Below are 18,363 nucleotides of genomic sequence, written 5' to 3' on the forward strand. Positions count from 1 at the left end.
CTCATGAAGTCCATCCTCAAAACCTTAGAGACTCGATTTGATCGAGCGTTAAACGCTGCCTTTGGATCTGAGTTAGTTATTTCTGTTCCGGTTGTTGGCGTCGCCAGTAATCCCAAGTTTGGTGACTACCAATCGAATGTCTCTCTAGCGTTGGCAAAGCCTTTGGGGCAATCTCCTCGTGGAATTGCAGATCAGATTCTGCAACATCTTGAGGTTGATGATCTGTGCGAACCGCCTACCATTGCTGGGCCAGGTTTTATCAACTTAACCCTCAAGCCCACCTTTTTGGCGGAGCAACTTCAGCAGATGCAGGCGGATCCTCGCTTAGGGATTGAGTCGATTGCTGATCCGCAGCGGGTGATTGTTGATTTTTCTAGCCCCAATATCGCCAAAGAAATGCATGTGGGCCATTTGCGGTCTACGATTATCGGCGACTGTATTGCCCGAATTCTCGAATTTCAAGGGAATGATGTGCTGCGACTCAATCATGTCGGAGATTGGGGCACCCAGTTTGGCATGCTGATTACTTACCTCTCTGAAGTTCATCCTGCAGCGTTAACCACCTCGGATGCTCTAGATTTAGGCGATTTAGTCGCGTTTTATAAAAAAGCCAAGCAGCGCTTTGATGAGGATGAAGACTTTCAGGTGCAGTCCCGGAATGCGGTCGTTAAACTGCAGCAAGGCGATCCTGAGGCAACTCAAGCTTGGCAACTCCTCTGCGATCAATCTCGGCGTGAGTTTGAGAAGATTTATCGGGATTTGGATATTGAGCTGACGGAGCGAGGGGAGTCTTTTTATAATCCTTTGCTAGCGGATGTGCTGACAGACTTGGATAAAGCAGGTCTGTTGGAAACGGATCAAGGGGCACAATGCGTTTTTTTGGAAGGCTTCACCAATAAACAGGGCGATCCGCAACCGCTGATTGTCCAAAAGTCTGACGGCGGATTTAACTATGCCACCACGGATTTAGCCGCTCTACGGCACCGGATTAACACTGAATCTGCTACACGAATTATTTACGTCACAGGTGCGGAGCAGATTAACCACTTTGCACAGGTATTTCAAGTTGCAACGAGAGCACATTGGATTCCTGATACTGTCCAGGTTGTCCATGTTCCCTTTGGTATGGTCCAGGGTGAAGATGGGAAAAAACTGAAAACTCGCTCAGGCGAAACGGTTCGTTTACGAGGTCTGTTGGATGAGGCCATTAGTCGTGCCCAGAGTGATGTTGAATCACGATTGGCAGAGGATGAACGAACTGAAACGCCAGAGTTTATCACCAATGTTGCCCAGGTCATTGGTTTAGGAGCCGTGAAGTATGCGGATCTGAGTCAAAACCGCACGAGCAATTATGTGTTTAGTTATGACAAGATGCTGGCGTTGCAGGGTAATACTGCGCCCTATATGATCTATGCCTATGTCCGGGTGCAGGGCATTAGCCGCAAAGGAAACATTGATTTCTCTAAATTAAGTGATGCCTCAATGACCATTGCCGAACCTTCAGAATTGGCTTTGGCGAAGCATCTACTGCAAATGCAGGACATTCTAGCTGAGGTTGCTGCTGACCTTATGCCGAACCGACTGTGTCAGTATCTGTTCGAGCTGAGCCAAAAGTTCAATCAGTTTTATGATCAATGTCCGGTCCTCAATGCAGAGGAACCGGCTCGAACCTCTCGTCTGGTGCTGTCTGATCTGACTGCCCGCACGCTGAAGCTAGGGTTATCCCTATTAGGGATTGAAGTACTGGAGCGGATGTAAAGTCACACCTAAGTTCTACAAATTAGACAAGATTGGGGATGCGATCACAAACCCCAATCCGTCACACTAAATAAACAGACCTATACTCGAAGCGCCTCTTATTACCCTGGTGCAAGTGAAGATCTTTACATCCATTGCGTCAGGAAGCAGCTAGAGACCGCTCGCTCATATCCACGCTGTTCGCAACGTAGAGTTGATGGCAGCTTTCTCGTGAAGACATCCACATTTCTATTAATCTATTCACCTTTTTCTCGAAGAATAATTAAGTAAACTCTCCATCTTCTAGATTTTTATTTTAAGGACGTAAAGTCGCAGATTTCAGCGTCTTTATTTTGCTTGAAATAAATATAATAAATGCTCAAGAATATCAGCTAGAGGAAAATTATTTATAGTCAGTCTAAATAGAAAATATTTTCTTGTTTAAGAGCCGCATACTTTTCTAGTTTATTTTTTACAGCACAAGAGAAAGATTATTTTTATAATATTTATATTTCTCGTCAATAAACTATTCCATAAAATCAAATTTTCGGTAAATCTATATTTTTATAATACTGACGGGTTTATCTTTTTCCATTTTGAGCACAGAATTGAGCTGAAATTCAATGCCAGAGAGGATTAACAAAGACAGATTTTATAATACACAAGATACAAAAAGACTAATCTCAACATAGTTTAAACAGCCTTAATTCAAAAAAATCATTATTTTCTTAGCTAAAAAATCTGCAAAACAGTTCATTTAACACCTAGGTTTACAGAAAATTAAATTATTTTTGTGTTTAAAAAACAAGCAAGATTATTTAGAATATAGAAAAATTTATCTAACTCGAATAGCTTAATTTTCAGGAATAATTTTCTCTTGCTTTAGTTCACCTGAGTGATGGGCATATTAGAAATGAGAGTGCGTGCAACGTGAATTAAATTCAATGGTTTTGACAAGTCCTTCTACAAAAGTTCAGCACTTTTTAGTGGTTGAAGATGAACAGGGAAAGCGAACGATTCCCTTAATGGATTCAACTTGTTCCATCGGTCGAGATCTTAGTAATTCCATTGTCATTCATTCCCCATCCTCATCTCGGCAACACGCCCTGTTGATGCGGGTGACCATGCCCGATACAGACAGCCATATGTTTCGACTGATTGATGGCAATCTCCAGGGTAAACGAAGCAAAAACGGTCTAACTGTAAATGGACAAGCTTGCACATCTCATGACTTGAAGCATGGAGATGAAGTCATCTTTGGCCATGACGTTCGGGCCAGATATTACATGACGAATAATATTTCGGATGTCCATTATCTTGAATCGTGTGCCTCTGAAGATGTGACAGGATTTTTGTCCAATCTTCATAATCCGATGCAGACGCTGACGACAGCGGATGAGATGCTCACCAGCTCCAACGAAGCGGCCATTGTTCGCTTAGCCTCTTTTCCTGAACTTTTTTCAAATCCTATTATTGAGGTCAATCTAACCGGCAGAATCACCTATTTGAACCCGGCAGCTCAGGCCCAATTCCCTAAGCTACGAGATGAGCAGTCAAAGCATCCCATCTTGACAGGATTGGTAGCCTTAATTTGCAATGACAATGACAAATTTTTTGTCCGTGAAGTGGACATTGGCAACCAAGTTTTTGAACAATCCGTTCACTTCATCGCAGAAAGCGATTTAATTCGCAGCTATATCGTTGATATTACAGAGCGAAAACTCACTGAAGCGGCCCTTCAAGATAGTGAGCGGCGATTTCGAGCCATTTTTAATCAAACCTTTCAGTTCTCAGGTCTATTAAAGCCCGATGGCACTTTACTAGAAGCGAACCAAACTGCTTTGGACTTTGGCGGCCTGCAATTAGAGGATGTGATTGATCGGCCAGTGTGGTTAGCGCGCTGGTGGACGACGTCCACTGACACCCAAAAAAGACTGAAAGCAGCAGTATTGGAAGCCGCCAGAGGCCAATTTATTCGTTATGAAGTGGCAGTACTAGGGGCGAGAGATGTGGTGGCGACCATTGATTTTTCCCTAAAACCTGTCCGAGATGACAACGGAGATGTCGTCCTACTCATTTTCGAAGGTCGTGATATTAGCGACCGTAAACAAGTAGAAGCAGCCTTACAGCAAGCCCACAGCGAATTGGAGGTGCGCGTGCAACAGCGAACCGCAGAACTTAAGCAAAGTAACGAACAACTGAGAAGCGAAATTGTCGAACGCCAGCGTGCCGAAGCGGCGTTGCAATCTAGCGTGGCGACAAATCGGGCTTTGATTAATGCGATGCCCGACTGGATGTTCCGATTTAGTGCTGACGGCATCTTTGTGAACTATAAGGATGCGCCGAATACAACCTTACCCTTACCCACGGAAGAATTCTTGGGGAAACCTCTGGACCAGGTCTTTCCTCTGGACACAGCAACTTCTTTTATGGAATGCATCAGAAACGCCCTAGAGAGTCACGAAATGCAGTTGTTCGAATATGAGCTGGACCATGATAGCAATCCCATGACGTTTGAAGCTCGGATTGCCGTCAGTGCTGAAAATGAGGTCATGGCCGTTATTCGAGATATTACTGAGCGAAAACGCTCTGAGGAAGACATTCGGACAGCTCTAAACAAGGAGCGGGAGCTGAACGAACTGAAGTCTCGGTTTGTGGCGATGACATCCCATGAATTTAGAACGCCTTTGGCGACGATTCTTTCCTCTGCAGAACTGCTAGAACATTACGGTCATAAATGGGATGACACTCGAAAGCTCAAACATTTAAACCAGATCCAGCAGTCTGTTGAACATATGACTGGCTTGCTCAATGATGTGCTCTTATTGGGTAAAGCAGAATCTGGCAACCTGGCCTTTAAGCCGATTCCCATGCAGCTGACTGAGTTTTGCAAGGGGTTGGCAGAAGAGCTGCAAATTACCACCAATACCCATGAGATTGTCTGCCGTTTACAAGACCAACCGGCAGAAACGCGAATGGACGAAAAGTTGCTGCGTCATATTTTCACCAATTTACTGTCCAATGCGATCAAATATTCTCCCCAGGGGGGAACAGTAGATTTTGATTTGGTGTTTGAAGATGATGTCGCCATTTTCAATGTTCAAGATCATGGCTTAGGTATTCCGCAATCGGAATGCGATCGCGTTTTTAATTCCTTTAATCGAGCCAGCAACGTTGGCAATATTTCGGGGACAGGATTAGGTTTGGCCATCGTCAAACGTTCCGTTGACTTGCATGGGGGTGAAATCTCACTCACCAGTCAAGAAAAGGTCGGCACAACCTTTACTGTGCAACTTCCAATTAACCAAAGGGTAGAGCAAGATGGCTAAGATCTTAGTAATTGAAGATGAAGAGTTAGTAAGAGCCAATATCGCTGAGCTTCTAGATGCAGAAGAGCACGATGTTGTGACCGCCGAAAATGGCTTTTTAGGGGCGCTTTGGGCTCAAGAGCACCTACCTGAACTGATCATTTGCGATGTGATGATGCCCGAACTCAACGGCTATGAGGTGCTAGAAACCCTAAGTGAAAACTCAGATACCGCCATGATTCCTTTCATCTTCTTGACGGCGATGGCTGATAAGGCTGAAATCCGCCAAGGGATGACCTCTGGTGCTGATGATTATCTCACTAAGCCCTTTTCCAGATCTGAATTGTTAGAAGCGGTGAATACCCGACTTTCTAAGCGAGAAATTGTTCAAAGCCAATATAAGCGCGAACGAGAACGAGCAGAAGATTTACAGGCAAAAATTTCCAAGATCCAGGCGAATACAGAAGGCAAAGATCATGTGATTGAGCAATTGCAACAGGACTTAGAAAAGTCTATTCCTAAGCTTAATCTAGCGATTCAAATGCTCTCAAAGCTAGAACCTGGCGCTCGCCGAGATTGTTGTCTACAAATTCTCAAAGAAGCTTGTAACGACGAGATTTCTTTGTTAAATCAAATTCCTGATGTTGAGAATGTGCTGACTCCTGAGGGATCAGCCCTTTATCAAGAGTTGGAAATTGTCGAGTCGAATATTTAACTGAATCCTATGATGCAAATGCAAAACGGAAAAGGGATTCAGCTAACAATATTGGCGAAAATTATAGGCATTTTCATCTGAACTGGGAGTAATTTGAATTCAGTTTGTCTCCTCAGCCCACTCCCGTGGGCATTGTTGTAATAGGTAAAGAATAGGCAGCGAAATCGATGGCAAAGCGATCGCTCAATGCCTCAGAACGGGGTCAAGTTATTGCAAAACAAGCCTTTCAGCGAACAGGCTGGACTCAAGCCTATTTGGCTGAGCAAGTTGGCTTGGAAACCCGACAGTCTGTCTGGAAGTTTTTCACTGGCCGCCCCATTGAGCGGCATATCTTTATAGATCTATGCTTTCAGCTCGATCTGGAATGGCAAGAAATCGCGATTTTGCCTCAGTTGCCGATTCCCAGTACGACGATTTCGGAAGAGCAAACAGATCTAGCGGTTGATACCTGGGTACAGAAGGTGCGATCGCAACTGCGAGGTCAAATCCAAGCCCAGTGTGGAGCATTGCAATCCTCCCTAGACATCACCCAGCCCGTTCAACTGAACCAGGTCTATACGGGGGTCAACTTCCTATCTAACCTCAGTCATCAACAATGGCTAGAAGTGTCTGACCTGCAGCAACGGCAATCCTACAGCAATGAAGAAGAGGTACCCCTTTACGGTTCTACCCTGACTAGTATCGACATCCTGCAAAACCAGGATAAGGTCGTGATTCTAGGTAAACCTGGGGCTGGAAAAACCACTTTTCTGCGCCACATGGCCTTGGAATGTAATGAAGGCCGCTATAAACCTGAATGTATTCCTGTGTTTCTGTCTTTGCGAACTTTTGCGACCCAAACGCAAGATGCCGCTGATAGCAGTTTACTCACTTACCTCCACCAGCTTTGGCAGCGATGTGGTTTAGATATTAAGCAGGTCAAAGGCTTATTAGACCGAGGAAGAGTGCTCTTACTTTTGGATGGTTTGGATGAAGTCCCGGCTTCCCTTAACCAAAGCATATTGACCCAAATTCAGCAATTTTCGGAAGAATATTATCAGAATCAAATTTTAATTACCTGCCGGATTGAAGCTCAGCATTACCATTTTCAAGGCTTTAACTATATTGAATTGGCAGACTTTCAGAAAAGTCAGGTGGAAGTGTTTGCCCGCCGCTATTTTGTAGCCACTGCCCGCAACTCCAAAACCGGGGGACTAACCCAGGCCGCCCAATTTCTAGAGCAGCTGCGACAGCCGGAAAATCAGGCCCTCCAGAATTTAACGGCTTCACCGTTGTTGTTAGGGTTGATTTGTTCCATCTTTCAACAGCGCATGGCCTTCCCCACCAAGCGTGCCAAGCTCTATCAGGCCGGTTTAGAAATCCTTCTAGAGCGATGGGATCAAGCTCGGGGCATTAAACGGGAAGCGGATGAATTCTCCCTAACCAAACCAGAAACGATTACGTTACTTTGTCAGATTGCTGCCACGACGTTTGCCGAGGGCAATTATTATTTTGAGCAACGACAAGTCCTCAACTTAATTGCCGAATATCTGCAGTCCATTGCTCCAGAGCCCCAGGATTTTGAGACCCTCTGGTCTCGAAGTGCAGCCATCCTCAAAAGTATTGAGCTACAGTCGGGCCTTTTAGTCCAGCGGGCGAAGGAAGTCTATTCCTTTTCCCATCTCACCTTCCAAGAATATTTAACGGCACGGAAGATTATCGCCACCCCTGAAACCATCGATGAATCCCTCCGTCAGCTCGCTACTCAGATCACCGATTCCCGATGGCGAGAAGTGATTTTGCTGACGGCGAGCTTGTTGCCCAATGCCAATACATTTGTTCAGCAGCTCCTGACCACGTTCAACGATGTGTCGAGTTCTCATCCTGAAGTACAGGACTTTTTAGGGGCGATTCATACGAAAGTGAGTACCCTGGAGACGTCGGACCAGCACTTACCGATTACGGCCTTTTATATCAGCCTCATCCTCCGCGACGATCCAGGTTTGGCCAATTGTATTGCCCCTAACTTCACCCAAAATTTACCGGCGGATCTAGCCATTGACTATGCCTTGTTCTTAACGGTGAGGGCTTTGCAGCGGAAAGGCACCCAAGATTACCCAGCGTTTACCTTCCTGCCCACGTTCTTAGCGATTGATGAAAGTATTTGTGCAGATCCACACCTCTGGCAATCTTTGCAAGATTTGAAAGTTCAGTTGCCAGACGAATCAGCGGATATAGAAGCCTTGCAGGCGTGGTACCAACAGCAGGGGCCGCAATGGCAAGAAGATCTACAAGCAGTGATGGTGAAATATCGGGGATTTCAACCGCAATGGTTTAATGGCCTAGATACCCACGGAAAACTCAAAGAATACTATGGGGTTTTACAAACCCTAGTGGAATGTTTGTATGGGGATTGCTACGTTTCTCCTCCTATCCAGACAGATCTAGAAGCTCAGCTGTTTGGCCCTAAAAAGGTGTTTGTTGCTTAATGCCGAGATGCATAACTGCAGCAATGGCATCTTGTTCTAAGCCTTTTCCCAAGACGACCTCTATTTAATGAGTGATGCCAGTTTTTGATGGACTGAATAGTGCCAACCCCTAGGACTATCTCGCCCTCTGTTAAGGAGAAATAGAGCCTTACAGATCTCTTAAATGCATGTGCCACAATGGAGGAGACATTAGAGAGATGACAGAGATGCAACCCATTCGTCAAGGTGATGTAATCCTCAGACCTTTGTCCAACACCACACCTAGCTTAGGTCGGCAACTTCCCCATTTGACGTTGGCGGAAGGTGAAGTGACGGGGCATAGCCATCGCATCAGTGAAGGGCAAGCCGAGCTGTATGAAAAGGATGGCACCCTTTACTTGCGGGTTCTCTCACCGGAAGCCACCCTCACCCACGAAGAGCACAACGCCCTCTCCATTCCTCAGGGGACTTGGCAGGTTCGTATTCAACGGGAATATGAGCCAGAAGGTTGGCACTATGTGGCCGATTGATACCTTAACGCCCATTCAAAATGCACAAATTGAAGCCTTCTTTCAGCGTTGGCTAGCGGTTTCCTGCGCCACAACGCCCATTGAAACGCAGCAAGTGGAGCAAACTATTCAGCGCAGCTATGCTCTGATGGGGAAGCGGCAACCTGAAATTCTATTTTTTTCTGGCCCTTTAGAAGCCCAGGCTTACCTGCAAGAACGCCGGATTGATCAACTGCTCAACCAGTGGGGGGTCCCTTTGTTGACCCTTCCTTTAGTCAAACAGCTCAGTCACCAAATTCGATCTCAGCTGCGGGCGGAATTGCTGGTAGAAATTAGTGAGCGCCTAAAAGTTGCCGAATTAACAACCCTATCCCAAAATTTGAACCTGATCACTTGGACTCCATTGGCCGAATTGTTCGCTTGGAATACCCAGCATATAGAAGAAGATGCTGTCCCTTGGGGAGAATGGTCGCCCAATCTGTGGGACCAACTGTGGCAGCAGCAACAAACGGAGTGGCGACAAGCAATTCAAAGTCAGCCTGGCGGAGACTTGCTAGTCCATGTGGGAGAGACCCTGTGGCAATGGGGAGAGCCAGTAGGACAGGCCTTAGAAGAGGCTGTGATTCACCCTTTTCGCCAACAGCCTGAGATACGGGCTTGGGAACAGGGAATGCAGCAAATGCTCACGACTATGGGGTTGGTTGGCATGGGCTGGCAGGCTTTAACCCAAACTTTTGAAGTCTTACATCCTGCTCTTTTGGACTATTGCATTGAGGTCCTAGAGTGCGATCATGAGCCAGAAGCGTGGATACAGTTGCGATCGCTATCGACGCATTGCGGTTTAATCCTTCCTTTTGAGCAGATGTGTGTCGTGTTCGATCGGCCCATAGAGTGCCATGCGGACCCCGAAGGGCGCTTTCACTACGAAGGGGGGGCAGCCCTCCAGTTTGCGGACGGCTATCGCAGTTATCAGTTTCATGGGGTGCAAATCCCAGAGCGATACGGTACCGTCCATCCTCATGTCTGGAAGGCCGATTGGCTGATCCATGAGCAGAATGCTGAACTGCGGCGGGTGTTGATTCAGGGCATTGGCTATGATCGCCTTTGTCAGGAACTGCAAGCTGAATCCCTCAACACCTGGCGAGAATATACGCTGTTGCGAATTGCCCCCGCGATTGATGTGGAACCGATTTATTTATTGAAAATGACCTGTCCCAGTACGGGCTATATTCATGCCACTCGGGTTCCCCCCAGTATTCAGTCTGCGCGGGAAGCCATTCGCTGGGTAAATTGGGATACAGATCCTGAAGAGTTTGCCCAAGAATCTTAATTGCTCGCTTAAAAAGCTGGACTAGAGCGTGGCTTTGGGAAACCTAGGGGGATGATTTGTCCATCTCCCTGCCTGGCAATGTTCCAGAGGGACGGACTTGCTGTTGGGATAAAGGTGGCCTAGAATTAGTACATAGATACTATTCAAAATTCCTTTGCCTCCTCTCCCTTTGTTGATTGAATCGTTAGGAATACTTGCATGCAACTGATTCAGCGAACCACCCTGGTATATCAAGCGGGTCGTACTGAAAAAGTGTATGAGGTCGATCTGTACCAGGTGAGTGACGGGGCTTATGTGGTTAATTTTCGCTACGGTCGCCAAGGCACCGCCTTAAAAGAAGGTTCCGAAACGGTGTCTGCGGTGCCGTTAGAAATGGCGCAGCGTATATTTGATCGACTAATCAATGCCAAATTGCGCAAAGGGTATCGCGTCAGTACGGGAGAAGCTAGCCCACCAGAGACGACGGCGGCCCCGGCACCCACCCCAATCGAGACACCGGTTGATCCGAATGCGCGATCGCAAGCCGTCTTAAATCGCTTAGCCGCTGCTCTTCAATCCTCTGCAGCCCCTCGCCCTGCGCCTAAGGCATGGTCCCTAAATCGGGTAATCTGGCGGGCGGGCGAATTAAAAATTCAGGCTGCAGCCCCCCTATTGCTACAACTTTGGGGCCAGGAGGATCTGAGAAATTACTGTATTGCTTGGGCACTGGGGCGATGTGGCGATCAGACCACCTACACGGCGTTAGAACAGCGTTATCGCCAGCCTGGGGCAGAGTTTGTACAACGCATTACCCTGGAAGCCCTCTTGAAGCTGGGAACTGAGGCCCAACGGGATGCCCTACGGCAAGAGCTAATTTTACAATTACCGCCAGATTTACGCACCCTGGCTCGCCAAGGCCCAGCAAATGCCTTAACAGAGACCCTCAAAAACACCTTAGACGCGAATGCCTCTTCCCAGACCTTGGCCGTGCTCGATATCCTTTACCAGATCGATAGTGAGCTAACCCGACCAGCTGTACTTGAGGTGATTCAATCGGCCCCGTTGCGCCCCAGCTACTTCCAGCGACTCCGCCACATTTTCAAGATGGCCGAATATCGCCAGGATACGGAAGTCTTTGGGCTATTGGCCTATCGATTTGAGCAAGAAGATGCGCTCTACCGCAATCAAGGCTATGGTGTACGACTGCCAGATGGGGAATATCTCTATGCCGGATATACCTATAATTCCCGAACAGGACGGTATGAGCGGACCACGGATAATCCGATTACGGCAGAACAACGGCGTCCAGATACTCGCTTAGCTTACAGCGACAAGACCCGAGCCTACCTGCGACGTCGAGTTTGGCGCACCTTGCGCAAGCTCGGTCAGGCGGGCGACCCCAACTATGTCAGCTTTGCCGTTGATCTGTTGTTGCAATATGCCGATGAGGATGCTGGGGCAACTCGGGAATCGGTTTTCTATCGCTGGGATTGGCGGAATAGCTATAGCCGGGTGGAAACGGGGCGGGTTAACTGGGATCTCTTTGCTGGGTATCTCGCTTTTAACCATGTTCTCTATGAACAAAGCCCTCGCTATGTCCTCAAGCCTGCCAATAAAGCCTGGCGTTGTCAGTCCTCCTATAAACCGGGTGATCCGGCTCCCCCTGGACGGGAAGAAGCTTTCCCCCATTTATGGGACCAGCAGCCTGATGCATTACTGCGCTTATTGTCGGAAAGTTGCTGCCAACCGGTTCATGGGTTTGCGGTTAAAGCTATTCGGTCCAGTCGATCATTTCTGGAGGGCTTACCCTTAGAGCGCGTGATCCGGTTGCTGGAGCGCCCCTATGAAATGACGGCCCAGTTGGGTTTTGAAATTGCCCAGGCTCGCTATAACCCAGCCCAACCCAATCGGGAATTGATCCTTGCGATCGCAACCTGTAACTATGCCCTCGCTCGTCAGCAAGCTCAAGACTGGATGATGGCTCAGCGGGATATGTTCCTCAACGACAGTCAGCTGATTGCTCAGTTGATGACCTGTAAACCTGCCGATATGCGGGCCTTTACTCGGCGACTGTTGAGTACAGCTTTACTGGAGGATACGAGGGCACGGGCGATTTTGGGTCAGGTGATTGCCATTCTCCTAAATCAAGCGCCTGAACATATCCCGGCAGAAGACTGGGTCACCGATATTAGCGAAACCCTATTTCTGAGTTTCGGGGCTCAACTACGGACCCTCGGTTTGGAAGTGGTGTTGGATATCTTGCGCTACCCCACGGCAGAGATGCAGACCTTTGGAGCGCGGATTCTGCTGAACCACACCACTCCGGTGACGGAACTGCCACCGGGTCTAATTGATGCTCTGATTGATTCCCCCTTCGATTCCGTGCGGGTGGTTGGGGTACGGCTCCTCAGTCAATTGCCCGATGCGGTGTTGATGGAACAAACGGGACTATTGCTCACCCTGATCGCCCATCCCCTTGCTGACATGCGTTCGGCCATTCGTCCAGCCATCCAGCGTATGGCTACGGCTCAACCGAGCTTTAGTCAGCACCTGGCCCAACCACTACTGGAGGTCTTGCAGGCACCCGAAGAAGCAGAAGGCATCCATCGCTTTTTAACGGAGCTGCTGCGCCAGGATCTGCCGGGATGGATGGCCCCTATTACCCCTGAACAGGTTTACCCACTCCTAGACTCAGAATCTCCCGCAGCCCAAGAAATGGCGGGTTATGTATTGCAGCATCATTGCGATCGCTGGTCGGCTACCCTACCCACGACTGAGATTGCCCAATTCACCCACCATGAAATGCTCTCTGTGCGCACCGCCGGATGGCGAATGCTGAAAGCGATTTTGCCCCGATTGCGCCAGAGCGAATCAGATTTACTGGATATCGTGAGGGTACTGGAGTCTACCTGGGAGGATACGCGCCAATTTGGTTTTACGCTGTTTCGCGAGGATCTGAGGCCCGATGAACTGACCCCTGCAGTGGTGATTAGCATTTGCGATAGCAACCTTCCCCAGGTCCGCCAACTGGGTCGCGATCTGGTGGGTCGCTGTTTCCGCGATGCCGATGGGGAAAGCTACTTGCTCAAATTTAGTGAGCATCCTGCCACCGATATGCAGCTTTTTGCTACTCAATATCTGCAGACCTATGTCGTAGATAATCCCCAGCGACTGCAAGACCTGAAGCCTTACTTTACGCGGGTGTTGACCCAAGTCAATCGCGGACGGGTTACCAAGCAGCGGGTCTATGCCTTCCTAGAAGCCGAAGCAACCAAAAGTCTGGAAGCTGCAGAGATTATCGCTGAAATTTTGACTCGCCAGTCCGTGACGATTGCCATTTGCGATCGTGCTCAGGCATTAGAGATTTTATTGAAGATTCACAGCGCCTATCCCCAAATATCAGTCCCCCTGCAAGTGAAGCCCGTCGCTGTGCGAAAGCCTGCTGCCTTGTCTTAAATCATTAAGCCGTCCATCCTGAAGTCGAGAGAGTTTGCATGGAGTTTAACTACAACTACAAGCGGAATAGCAAGGTATCGGGACAGGGCAATCAAGCCCAAATGTCCTTCTCCCCGGATTTGACCCGCGAACCGACCTATTTTCGGGGGCAGTTGCGGCAAAATATTGCCTTTCGCGAGGCCATTAGTGCCCTTCATGATGTGGTGGTCTCTGACTTGCGATTTCAGCCTCAAGATAAAACCGCCTACAAGGCCTGGGCCGCGCAACGGGATGAGATAGATTGGCAATTGGTCGCCACCCAACGCCAAGAGGTCACTGATAAACTCCAAGCCCTCCAATCGGAACTCACGGACCTACATCATCGCAGTTCAAGTCGATTAGCCCCCTTCTATCGGGCCAGACAACAATATTTTGACTACCTCTATCGCAAAGACTACGATGCCTGGTTTGTCCTTGACCCCGTGATTACAGTTCACCCAGATGAGGTGTTCTTTGAGTGTTTTAGTCAGGATGAATCTAGCTACGGTCGCTTAGGGGCCAGCTATAACGTCTTTGACCAGGTCAATGAATTTGCCTGCGGCACCACCAATGTTGACTACTCCGCAGCGCTATACGACGAATTTCAAAAAATCCGTAGCTATCGGCAAACCCTCTTAGAAGTTGATCCCTCTGGGTTTGAAGTCGAAACCACAGGCACGGCGGCCTACAAAGAGGTCAAAATTGATTTACCCGACACTTGGGTGCGAGGCTTTTTGCAAGTCAGTTCGGCCATGGCTCTACCCGCCATCCAATTTGACCTGCATCCGATGGATATTTACAACCTCTGCTTTGCGCTCCGCCGTCGCCGGGAAAAGCAGGGTCCCCGCAGCCTCCGCTATCATCTCACCCCTGGAGAACCGATTCGGATGGTTCTAGAACCCTGGGACCAAGAGATCGTTTGTGCCCGCTCTATTTATCAGGGGAGTAAACCAGAAATGGTGAGGGTTTGGGGGCGACGACGATTGCTGATTTTAGAGCGTTTGATTCCTGTCGCCCGCAAGTTTACGGTGCATCTGTTGGGCACGGGACTACCCTCGTTTTACGTGGCAGATCTCAACGATATGTCCTTCACTTTAGGGCTATCGGGATGGACCGCCAATGACTGGTCACGAGCCGGAAATTTCGACTTAATGGCCCCCCGCGCCCAGGTGGATGACTGGACCAAGCGCCAGGTCTTTGACGCCTTGAAGCAGAATTGGGTAGAGGCCCCTGCTGATCTGGCTAAACGCTTGGGGCTGGATCAATCGATCGTGTTAGGAGCCTTGAGTGCCTATACCCAAGCGGGACGGGCGATTTATGATCTCAACCAGCAGGTCTATCGGGTAAGAGAACTCGCCCGCGATCCACTCCCTATGGATAAACTGCGCTTTAGCAATGAGCGGGAAGCCCAAGCCACGCGATTCCTGGATCAAAATGCGGTGCGGGTTAGTCAGTCTTCGGTGGATGGGAAGGGTACCCTGCTGTTACAGGGCATGATTCAACATCGGGATAAGACATTTCAGCCGATTGTGGCCATTGATCGAGATGAGCGGATGGTTCACGGCGAATGTACCTGTAATTGGCATCAGCAAAATAAGCTGTTCAAAGGTCCCTGTGAGCATATTCTGGCTTTGCGGATGCAGCACAATCGGGCAAAAACTTAACAAGCTGCCACACCAAACTAGATTCGCTCTACTATGCTTAAGATTAAATTTAAATAGTTTTCAAAGTTGGTTTCCTTATATTTTTCTATCGACATATTATAAAGTTCCAATATCACGGAAATACCAAGGTTGGTAATGGTTGAGGGTGGAAGAGATAAAAAGCCTGTGAACCCTGTATCAATCACGGCTTCAACGCTTTGTTTGGGTGCATCAGCATGACCCACTGCAATGCGAAGGATGGCTTCACAACGTTGGTTGACGAAGCCGTGCATCATACCGTGTTTTTACGACTCCGTGAACCAAAACGATAGACGGCCTGAGGCCCTATCCGAATCACCCAGGGTTGAGCATTTGGACAGCGCTCATAAAGTCGATCTGTTGCTGAAATGGGGGTATCAGCTACCTCAAGCGCCCGTTTCGATATCAATTGCCACAATTTTGCCATGATAGCCCGCTTCAACTTGAGAGCGTACCTGGGTTTCATAAATTTCATTGCCTTGCTTAGCAAACTCTTCTTTGCTATACCGAGGGTGTCGAACGGTCATTGGCTGGTGACGTTACGCTAGTTATGCTCACTATTCTAACTTTGGAAATGGTGCTCCAGTGCTGTTGGACCAAGTTGTCAAATCCTGAATAGTCATAAGCCTGCCACCCATCATTACGCTCGCTTGCTGGTCTTGGTTTTATGGACCCGAATGCCTTGCACCAGCATGAGTAGTAGTAAAACTCAACTGTGTACCAAGGTTTTATACGAAGATTTTCAATGAGGCTTTATTCATAGGTTGTCCACTCAAAACCTAACTGTCTGACTGATGGTAATTCACACAAATCGAAGTATTGGGTTTCTAGGATTTTCGCAATAGCTACTACACCTGATGTATAGATAGGAATATGGAATTTATTGCCTTCAAAAACGCCTTCGCCTTTATCATGATGGTTATATTTATGATGCCAGTCATCAAATTGAACAAGCTTTTCTAAATCTTTGGAAATATACAAAGATAGCTCCTCATCTGTTGAGTACAGTTCCTCGCCAAAACTCTCTACAAGATGTACTAGAAGATCAAAGTCAAACTCGGGAGCTCGATTTTGTCTGGCCACATCTTCTGATGGGATTATAACCAGCTCATTACGAATATAGACCTCTAATTCTTGAGGGATAATACGCTTATAGTTTTCATCATATTGAAGTTCCCCTTTATCCCATCTAAAAGATGAATGTAAACCTGGCGTGCCAAATCCTTCTTCTACTTTTACACCAGGTCCATAGGCACGTAGCATCAGTCCTATCCCATCTGAAGATGGGTAGTTCATCAGTAGCTCATAGATAATCGCCCAGCTCTCCTGATTGCAAAACCCTGTCACTCTAACTGCTGCGATGTCGTAGTTCAGATTGAGTAGAGGATAATCACTTTCATCCAAATATTGGAGAATCCCAGATGAAGTGAAGCCTCTTGCTTCCTCCTGAAGCGGGTATTCAGATAAAGCTGATGAAATTTCTTCGAGAAAAGCACTTTTAGAGCGTTCATAGATCTGATTCCCACGTGCCTTATCCTCAAAGTCTTCCGAGAAAATCTTGGCTTTAATGTCATCTTGCACGTTTTCCAAACTTGCAAAAATCTTGGCTGCGATTTTATTTTGCTCATTAGGAGGTAAAGCTAAAATTAAAGCTTTGAGCTTGGCAATGGCTTGTTCAGCAAGTTCTGTCATGACTTCAATCCCAGACCAAGGAAAAATTGCATTTTAGTTAATTGCTATTTAAAGATTAGAGATAGGGCTTTTGTAGATAATGTGCACTTCTAGTTTTTTTAAAAAAATTGATAGGAATGTCAGTGCGAATATATCCTTTGAAAATAAGACTCATAAAGGTCATTACGGGGAATGACCTGATTATTCTCCCGTTTAATTAACCCCATACTGTGGAGTTTATAGGCTTGCACTGGGTTCAGTGATGCAGTAGCCATTAGCACACCTTGAAACGCTTGCATCAGATCAGGCGTCTGCTGCAACGTGACCCAGTGGTGTAGTAGATGAGCACTATAAATCCCCTCATCACTAACAGCTGTTTGCACAAGCTGATTAAACGTCAGTTCCCGCGTACTGAGGGCAGATAGCGCCACTCGAACCAGATAGGGATGTCCCCCAATCATCGCCATTAATTTTGACAGCTCACTTTCAGTAAGTGCCACCTGATGCAGTTGAGCCAGATGTTGGATTTGGTGGGCAGTAAACTCCGAGAGCCCAATGGGAACCCCTGTATTAAACGGAGATTGATGGTAATCCAGGGGAATATAGGCTTCCGTTGAATGAACCAGAATCAGCCGCAGTTGCTGCCATTGCTGAGAGATACGCCCCTTCTCATGCCAGCTCCGCAGCATGCCAAAAAAGTCTTCAATAATGTCTTGAAAGGGAAATAGTCGATCGACATTATCGAGTCCTAAAACAAACGGTCCCTGCACTTCCGGGAATATATGATCTTCAAAATAGGCCGTGCAATTATCATTACTGCCAAAAATCTCTGAATCCCAAAGTTCTGACAGTCGATTGGGCAGGTGGAGCTGACGGCTAGTCATGGCGCAGAGCCACTTTAATAGCTTCTCCAAGCTCGCCAAAACAGATTTATCGATACTGCCCATATCGATATAAACCGTCGGATAGGTTTGCTGTTGGGCAAAGGCCATTAAGTGATAGAGCAACGAGGTTTTGCCCATCAGTTGCGGTGCTTTAATCCGCAGTAACGCTCCTGGTTTGAGCAAGGTCTGACAGCCCAATTGTTCAACCCCTGCCCGTTCCAAATAAAACGGGGACTCCGGCGAAATCGGACCTTCAATGATGGGTGCTGGACTCGACGTTACGACAGGTGGAGCGTGAACCTGCTGTTCCCAAGCCCGTCGCAATGCCTCTTTGAAATTGGTTTTACTAACCTTCTCGTTGAGTGCCTGTCCCAAACGCTTCCACAAAGGATTGCCAATATCTCGATTGAGGTAGGCCGCTCCATAGTGCAGCTGCTCCGCCATTTGCTCATAGGTTTGGTGATGCCAAGACCCTAGCAATACCTGGACTTCCAAATCGCTGAGGTGTTTGGCAGTTGCCATAAAGATGAGTTGATTGGCAAAGTCCCGAGCCACGGGCCAGCTAAAGTCTGCGTCGTTCTCCATACCCAATTTTTAACGCTGCTGATGCCGGAACCCACTTCCCAA

At 47.7% G+C, this 18,363-nt stretch carries 10 protein-coding genes and 2 pseudogenes; 8 read left to right on the forward strand and 4 right to left on the reverse strand.

The features are described from left to right. Positions 1 to 3: 3 nt before the first annotated feature. From argS to ON05_RS08685, 8 genes are all read left to right on the forward strand, one after another. A complete protein-coding gene (argS, locus tag ON05_RS08650) occupies positions 4 to 1,758 on the forward strand; it encodes an arginine--tRNA ligase (protein WP_010472046.1) in 1,755 nt (584 codons plus the stop codon). Positions 1,759 to 2,681: 923 nt separating this feature from the next. Beyond that, entirely contained in the window at positions 2,682 to 5,066 is a 2,385-nt protein-coding gene (locus ON05_RS08655) for an ATP-binding protein (RefSeq protein ID WP_236618912.1), read from the forward strand. After that, positions 5,059 to 5,760: a response regulator transcription factor gene (locus ON05_RS08660; RefSeq protein WP_010472042.1), complete on the forward strand. Its 702-nt coding sequence runs from the start codon at positions 5,059 to 5,061 to the stop codon at positions 5,758 to 5,760. The genes ON05_RS08655 and ON05_RS08660 overlap by 8 nt, the downstream gene beginning before the upstream one ends. 167 nt (positions 5,761 to 5,927) lie before the next feature. After that, positions 5,928 to 8,228, forward strand: coding sequence for an NACHT domain-containing NTPase (locus ON05_RS08665; protein ID WP_010472040.1), 2,301 nt, complete (start codon positions 5,928 to 5,930; stop codon positions 8,226 to 8,228). A gap of 206 nt (positions 8,229 to 8,434) precedes the next feature. Further along, positions 8,435 to 8,737: a hypothetical protein gene (locus ON05_RS08670; protein WP_029315121.1), complete on the forward strand. Its 303-nt coding sequence runs from the start codon at positions 8,435 to 8,437 to the stop codon at positions 8,735 to 8,737. Beyond that, positions 8,703 to 10,046 carry a DUF6745 domain-containing protein gene (locus tag ON05_RS08675; protein ID WP_262561445.1) on the forward strand — a complete coding sequence of 448 codons (1,344 nt, stop codon included), beginning with the start codon at positions 8,703 to 8,705 and terminating at the stop codon, positions 10,044 to 10,046. Before ON05_RS08670 ends, ON05_RS08675 begins: the two co-directional genes overlap by 35 nt. 198 nt (positions 10,047 to 10,244) lie before the next feature. Further along, positions 10,245 to 13,481, forward strand: a complete 3,237-nt coding sequence (locus ON05_RS08680; protein ID WP_010472035.1) for a WGR domain-containing protein — start codon at positions 10,245 to 10,247, stop codon at positions 13,479 to 13,481. Between the two features lie 38 nt (positions 13,482 to 13,519). After that, positions 13,520 to 15,163 carry a hypothetical protein gene (locus tag ON05_RS08685; RefSeq protein WP_010472034.1) on the forward strand — a complete coding sequence of 548 codons (1,644 nt, stop codon included), beginning with the start codon at positions 13,520 to 13,522 and terminating at the stop codon, positions 15,161 to 15,163. A 99-nt stretch (positions 15,164 to 15,262) separates the two neighbouring features. Here ON05_RS08685 and ON05_RS08690 read toward each other — a convergent pair. The 4 genes and pseudogenes from ON05_RS08690 to ON05_RS08705 all read right to left on the reverse strand — a co-directional run. Then, positions 15,263 to 15,438: pseudogene (locus tag ON05_RS08690) on the reverse strand (clan AA aspartic protease); the annotation flags it as partial. Beyond that, positions 15,435 to 15,708 (reverse strand): annotated as a pseudogene (locus tag ON05_RS38460) (hypothetical protein). The pseudogenes ON05_RS38460 and ON05_RS08690, both read right to left, overlap by 4 nt. Positions 15,709 to 15,934: 226 nt before the next feature. After that, on the reverse strand, positions 15,935 to 16,873 hold the full coding sequence (locus ON05_RS08700; protein WP_262561446.1) for a DUF7003 family protein: 939 nt from the start codon (positions 16,871 to 16,873) through the stop codon (positions 15,935 to 15,937). 119 nt (positions 16,874 to 16,992) lie between these two features. Further along, a complete protein-coding gene (locus ON05_RS08705; protein ID WP_010472027.1) occupies positions 16,993 to 18,321 on the reverse strand; it encodes an AAA-like domain-containing protein in 1,329 nt (442 codons plus the stop codon). Positions 18,322 to 18,363: the final 42 nt, after the last annotated feature.

The sequence above is a fragment of the Acaryochloris sp. CCMEE 5410 genome (genome assembly GCF_000238775.2).
Classification (GTDB): Bacteria; Cyanobacteriota; Cyanobacteriia; order Thermosynechococcales; family Thermosynechococcaceae; genus Acaryochloris.

Excerpts from the sequence above, each read along its gene's own strand:
- ON05_RS08665 (WP_010472040.1), top strand. The coding sequence starts at position 5,928 with ATGGCAAAGCGATCGCTCAATGCCTCAGAACGGGGTCAAGTTATTGCA.
- ON05_RS08680 (WP_010472035.1), top strand. The coding sequence starts at position 10,245 with ATGCAACTGATTCAGCGAACCACCCTGGTATATCAAGCGGGTCGTACT.
- ON05_RS08705 (WP_010472027.1), bottom strand. The coding sequence starts at position 18,321 with ATGGAGAACGACGCAGACTTTAGCTGGCCCGTGGCTCGGGACTTTGCC.
- ON05_RS08655 (WP_236618912.1), top strand. The coding sequence starts at position 2,682 with ATGGTTTTGACAAGTCCTTCTACAAAAGTTCAGCACTTTTTAGTGGTT.
- ON05_RS08660 (WP_010472042.1), top strand. The coding sequence starts at position 5,059 with ATGGCTAAGATCTTAGTAATTGAAGATGAAGAGTTAGTAAGAGCCAAT.
- ON05_RS08685 (WP_010472034.1), top strand. The coding sequence starts at position 13,520 with ATGGAGTTTAACTACAACTACAAGCGGAATAGCAAGGTATCGGGACAG.
- ON05_RS08700 (WP_262561446.1), bottom strand. The coding sequence starts at position 16,873 with ATGACAGAACTTGCTGAACAAGCCATTGCCAAGCTCAAAGCTTTAATT.
- ON05_RS08675 (WP_262561445.1), top strand. The coding sequence starts at position 8,703 with ATGAGCCAGAAGGTTGGCACTATGTGGCCGATTGATACCTTAACGCCC.
- ON05_RS08670 (WP_029315121.1), top strand. The coding sequence starts at position 8,435 with ATGCAACCCATTCGTCAAGGTGATGTAATCCTCAGACCTTTGTCCAAC.
- argS (WP_010472046.1), top strand. The coding sequence starts at position 4 with ATGAAGTCCATCCTCAAAACCTTAGAGACTCGATTTGATCGAGCGTTA.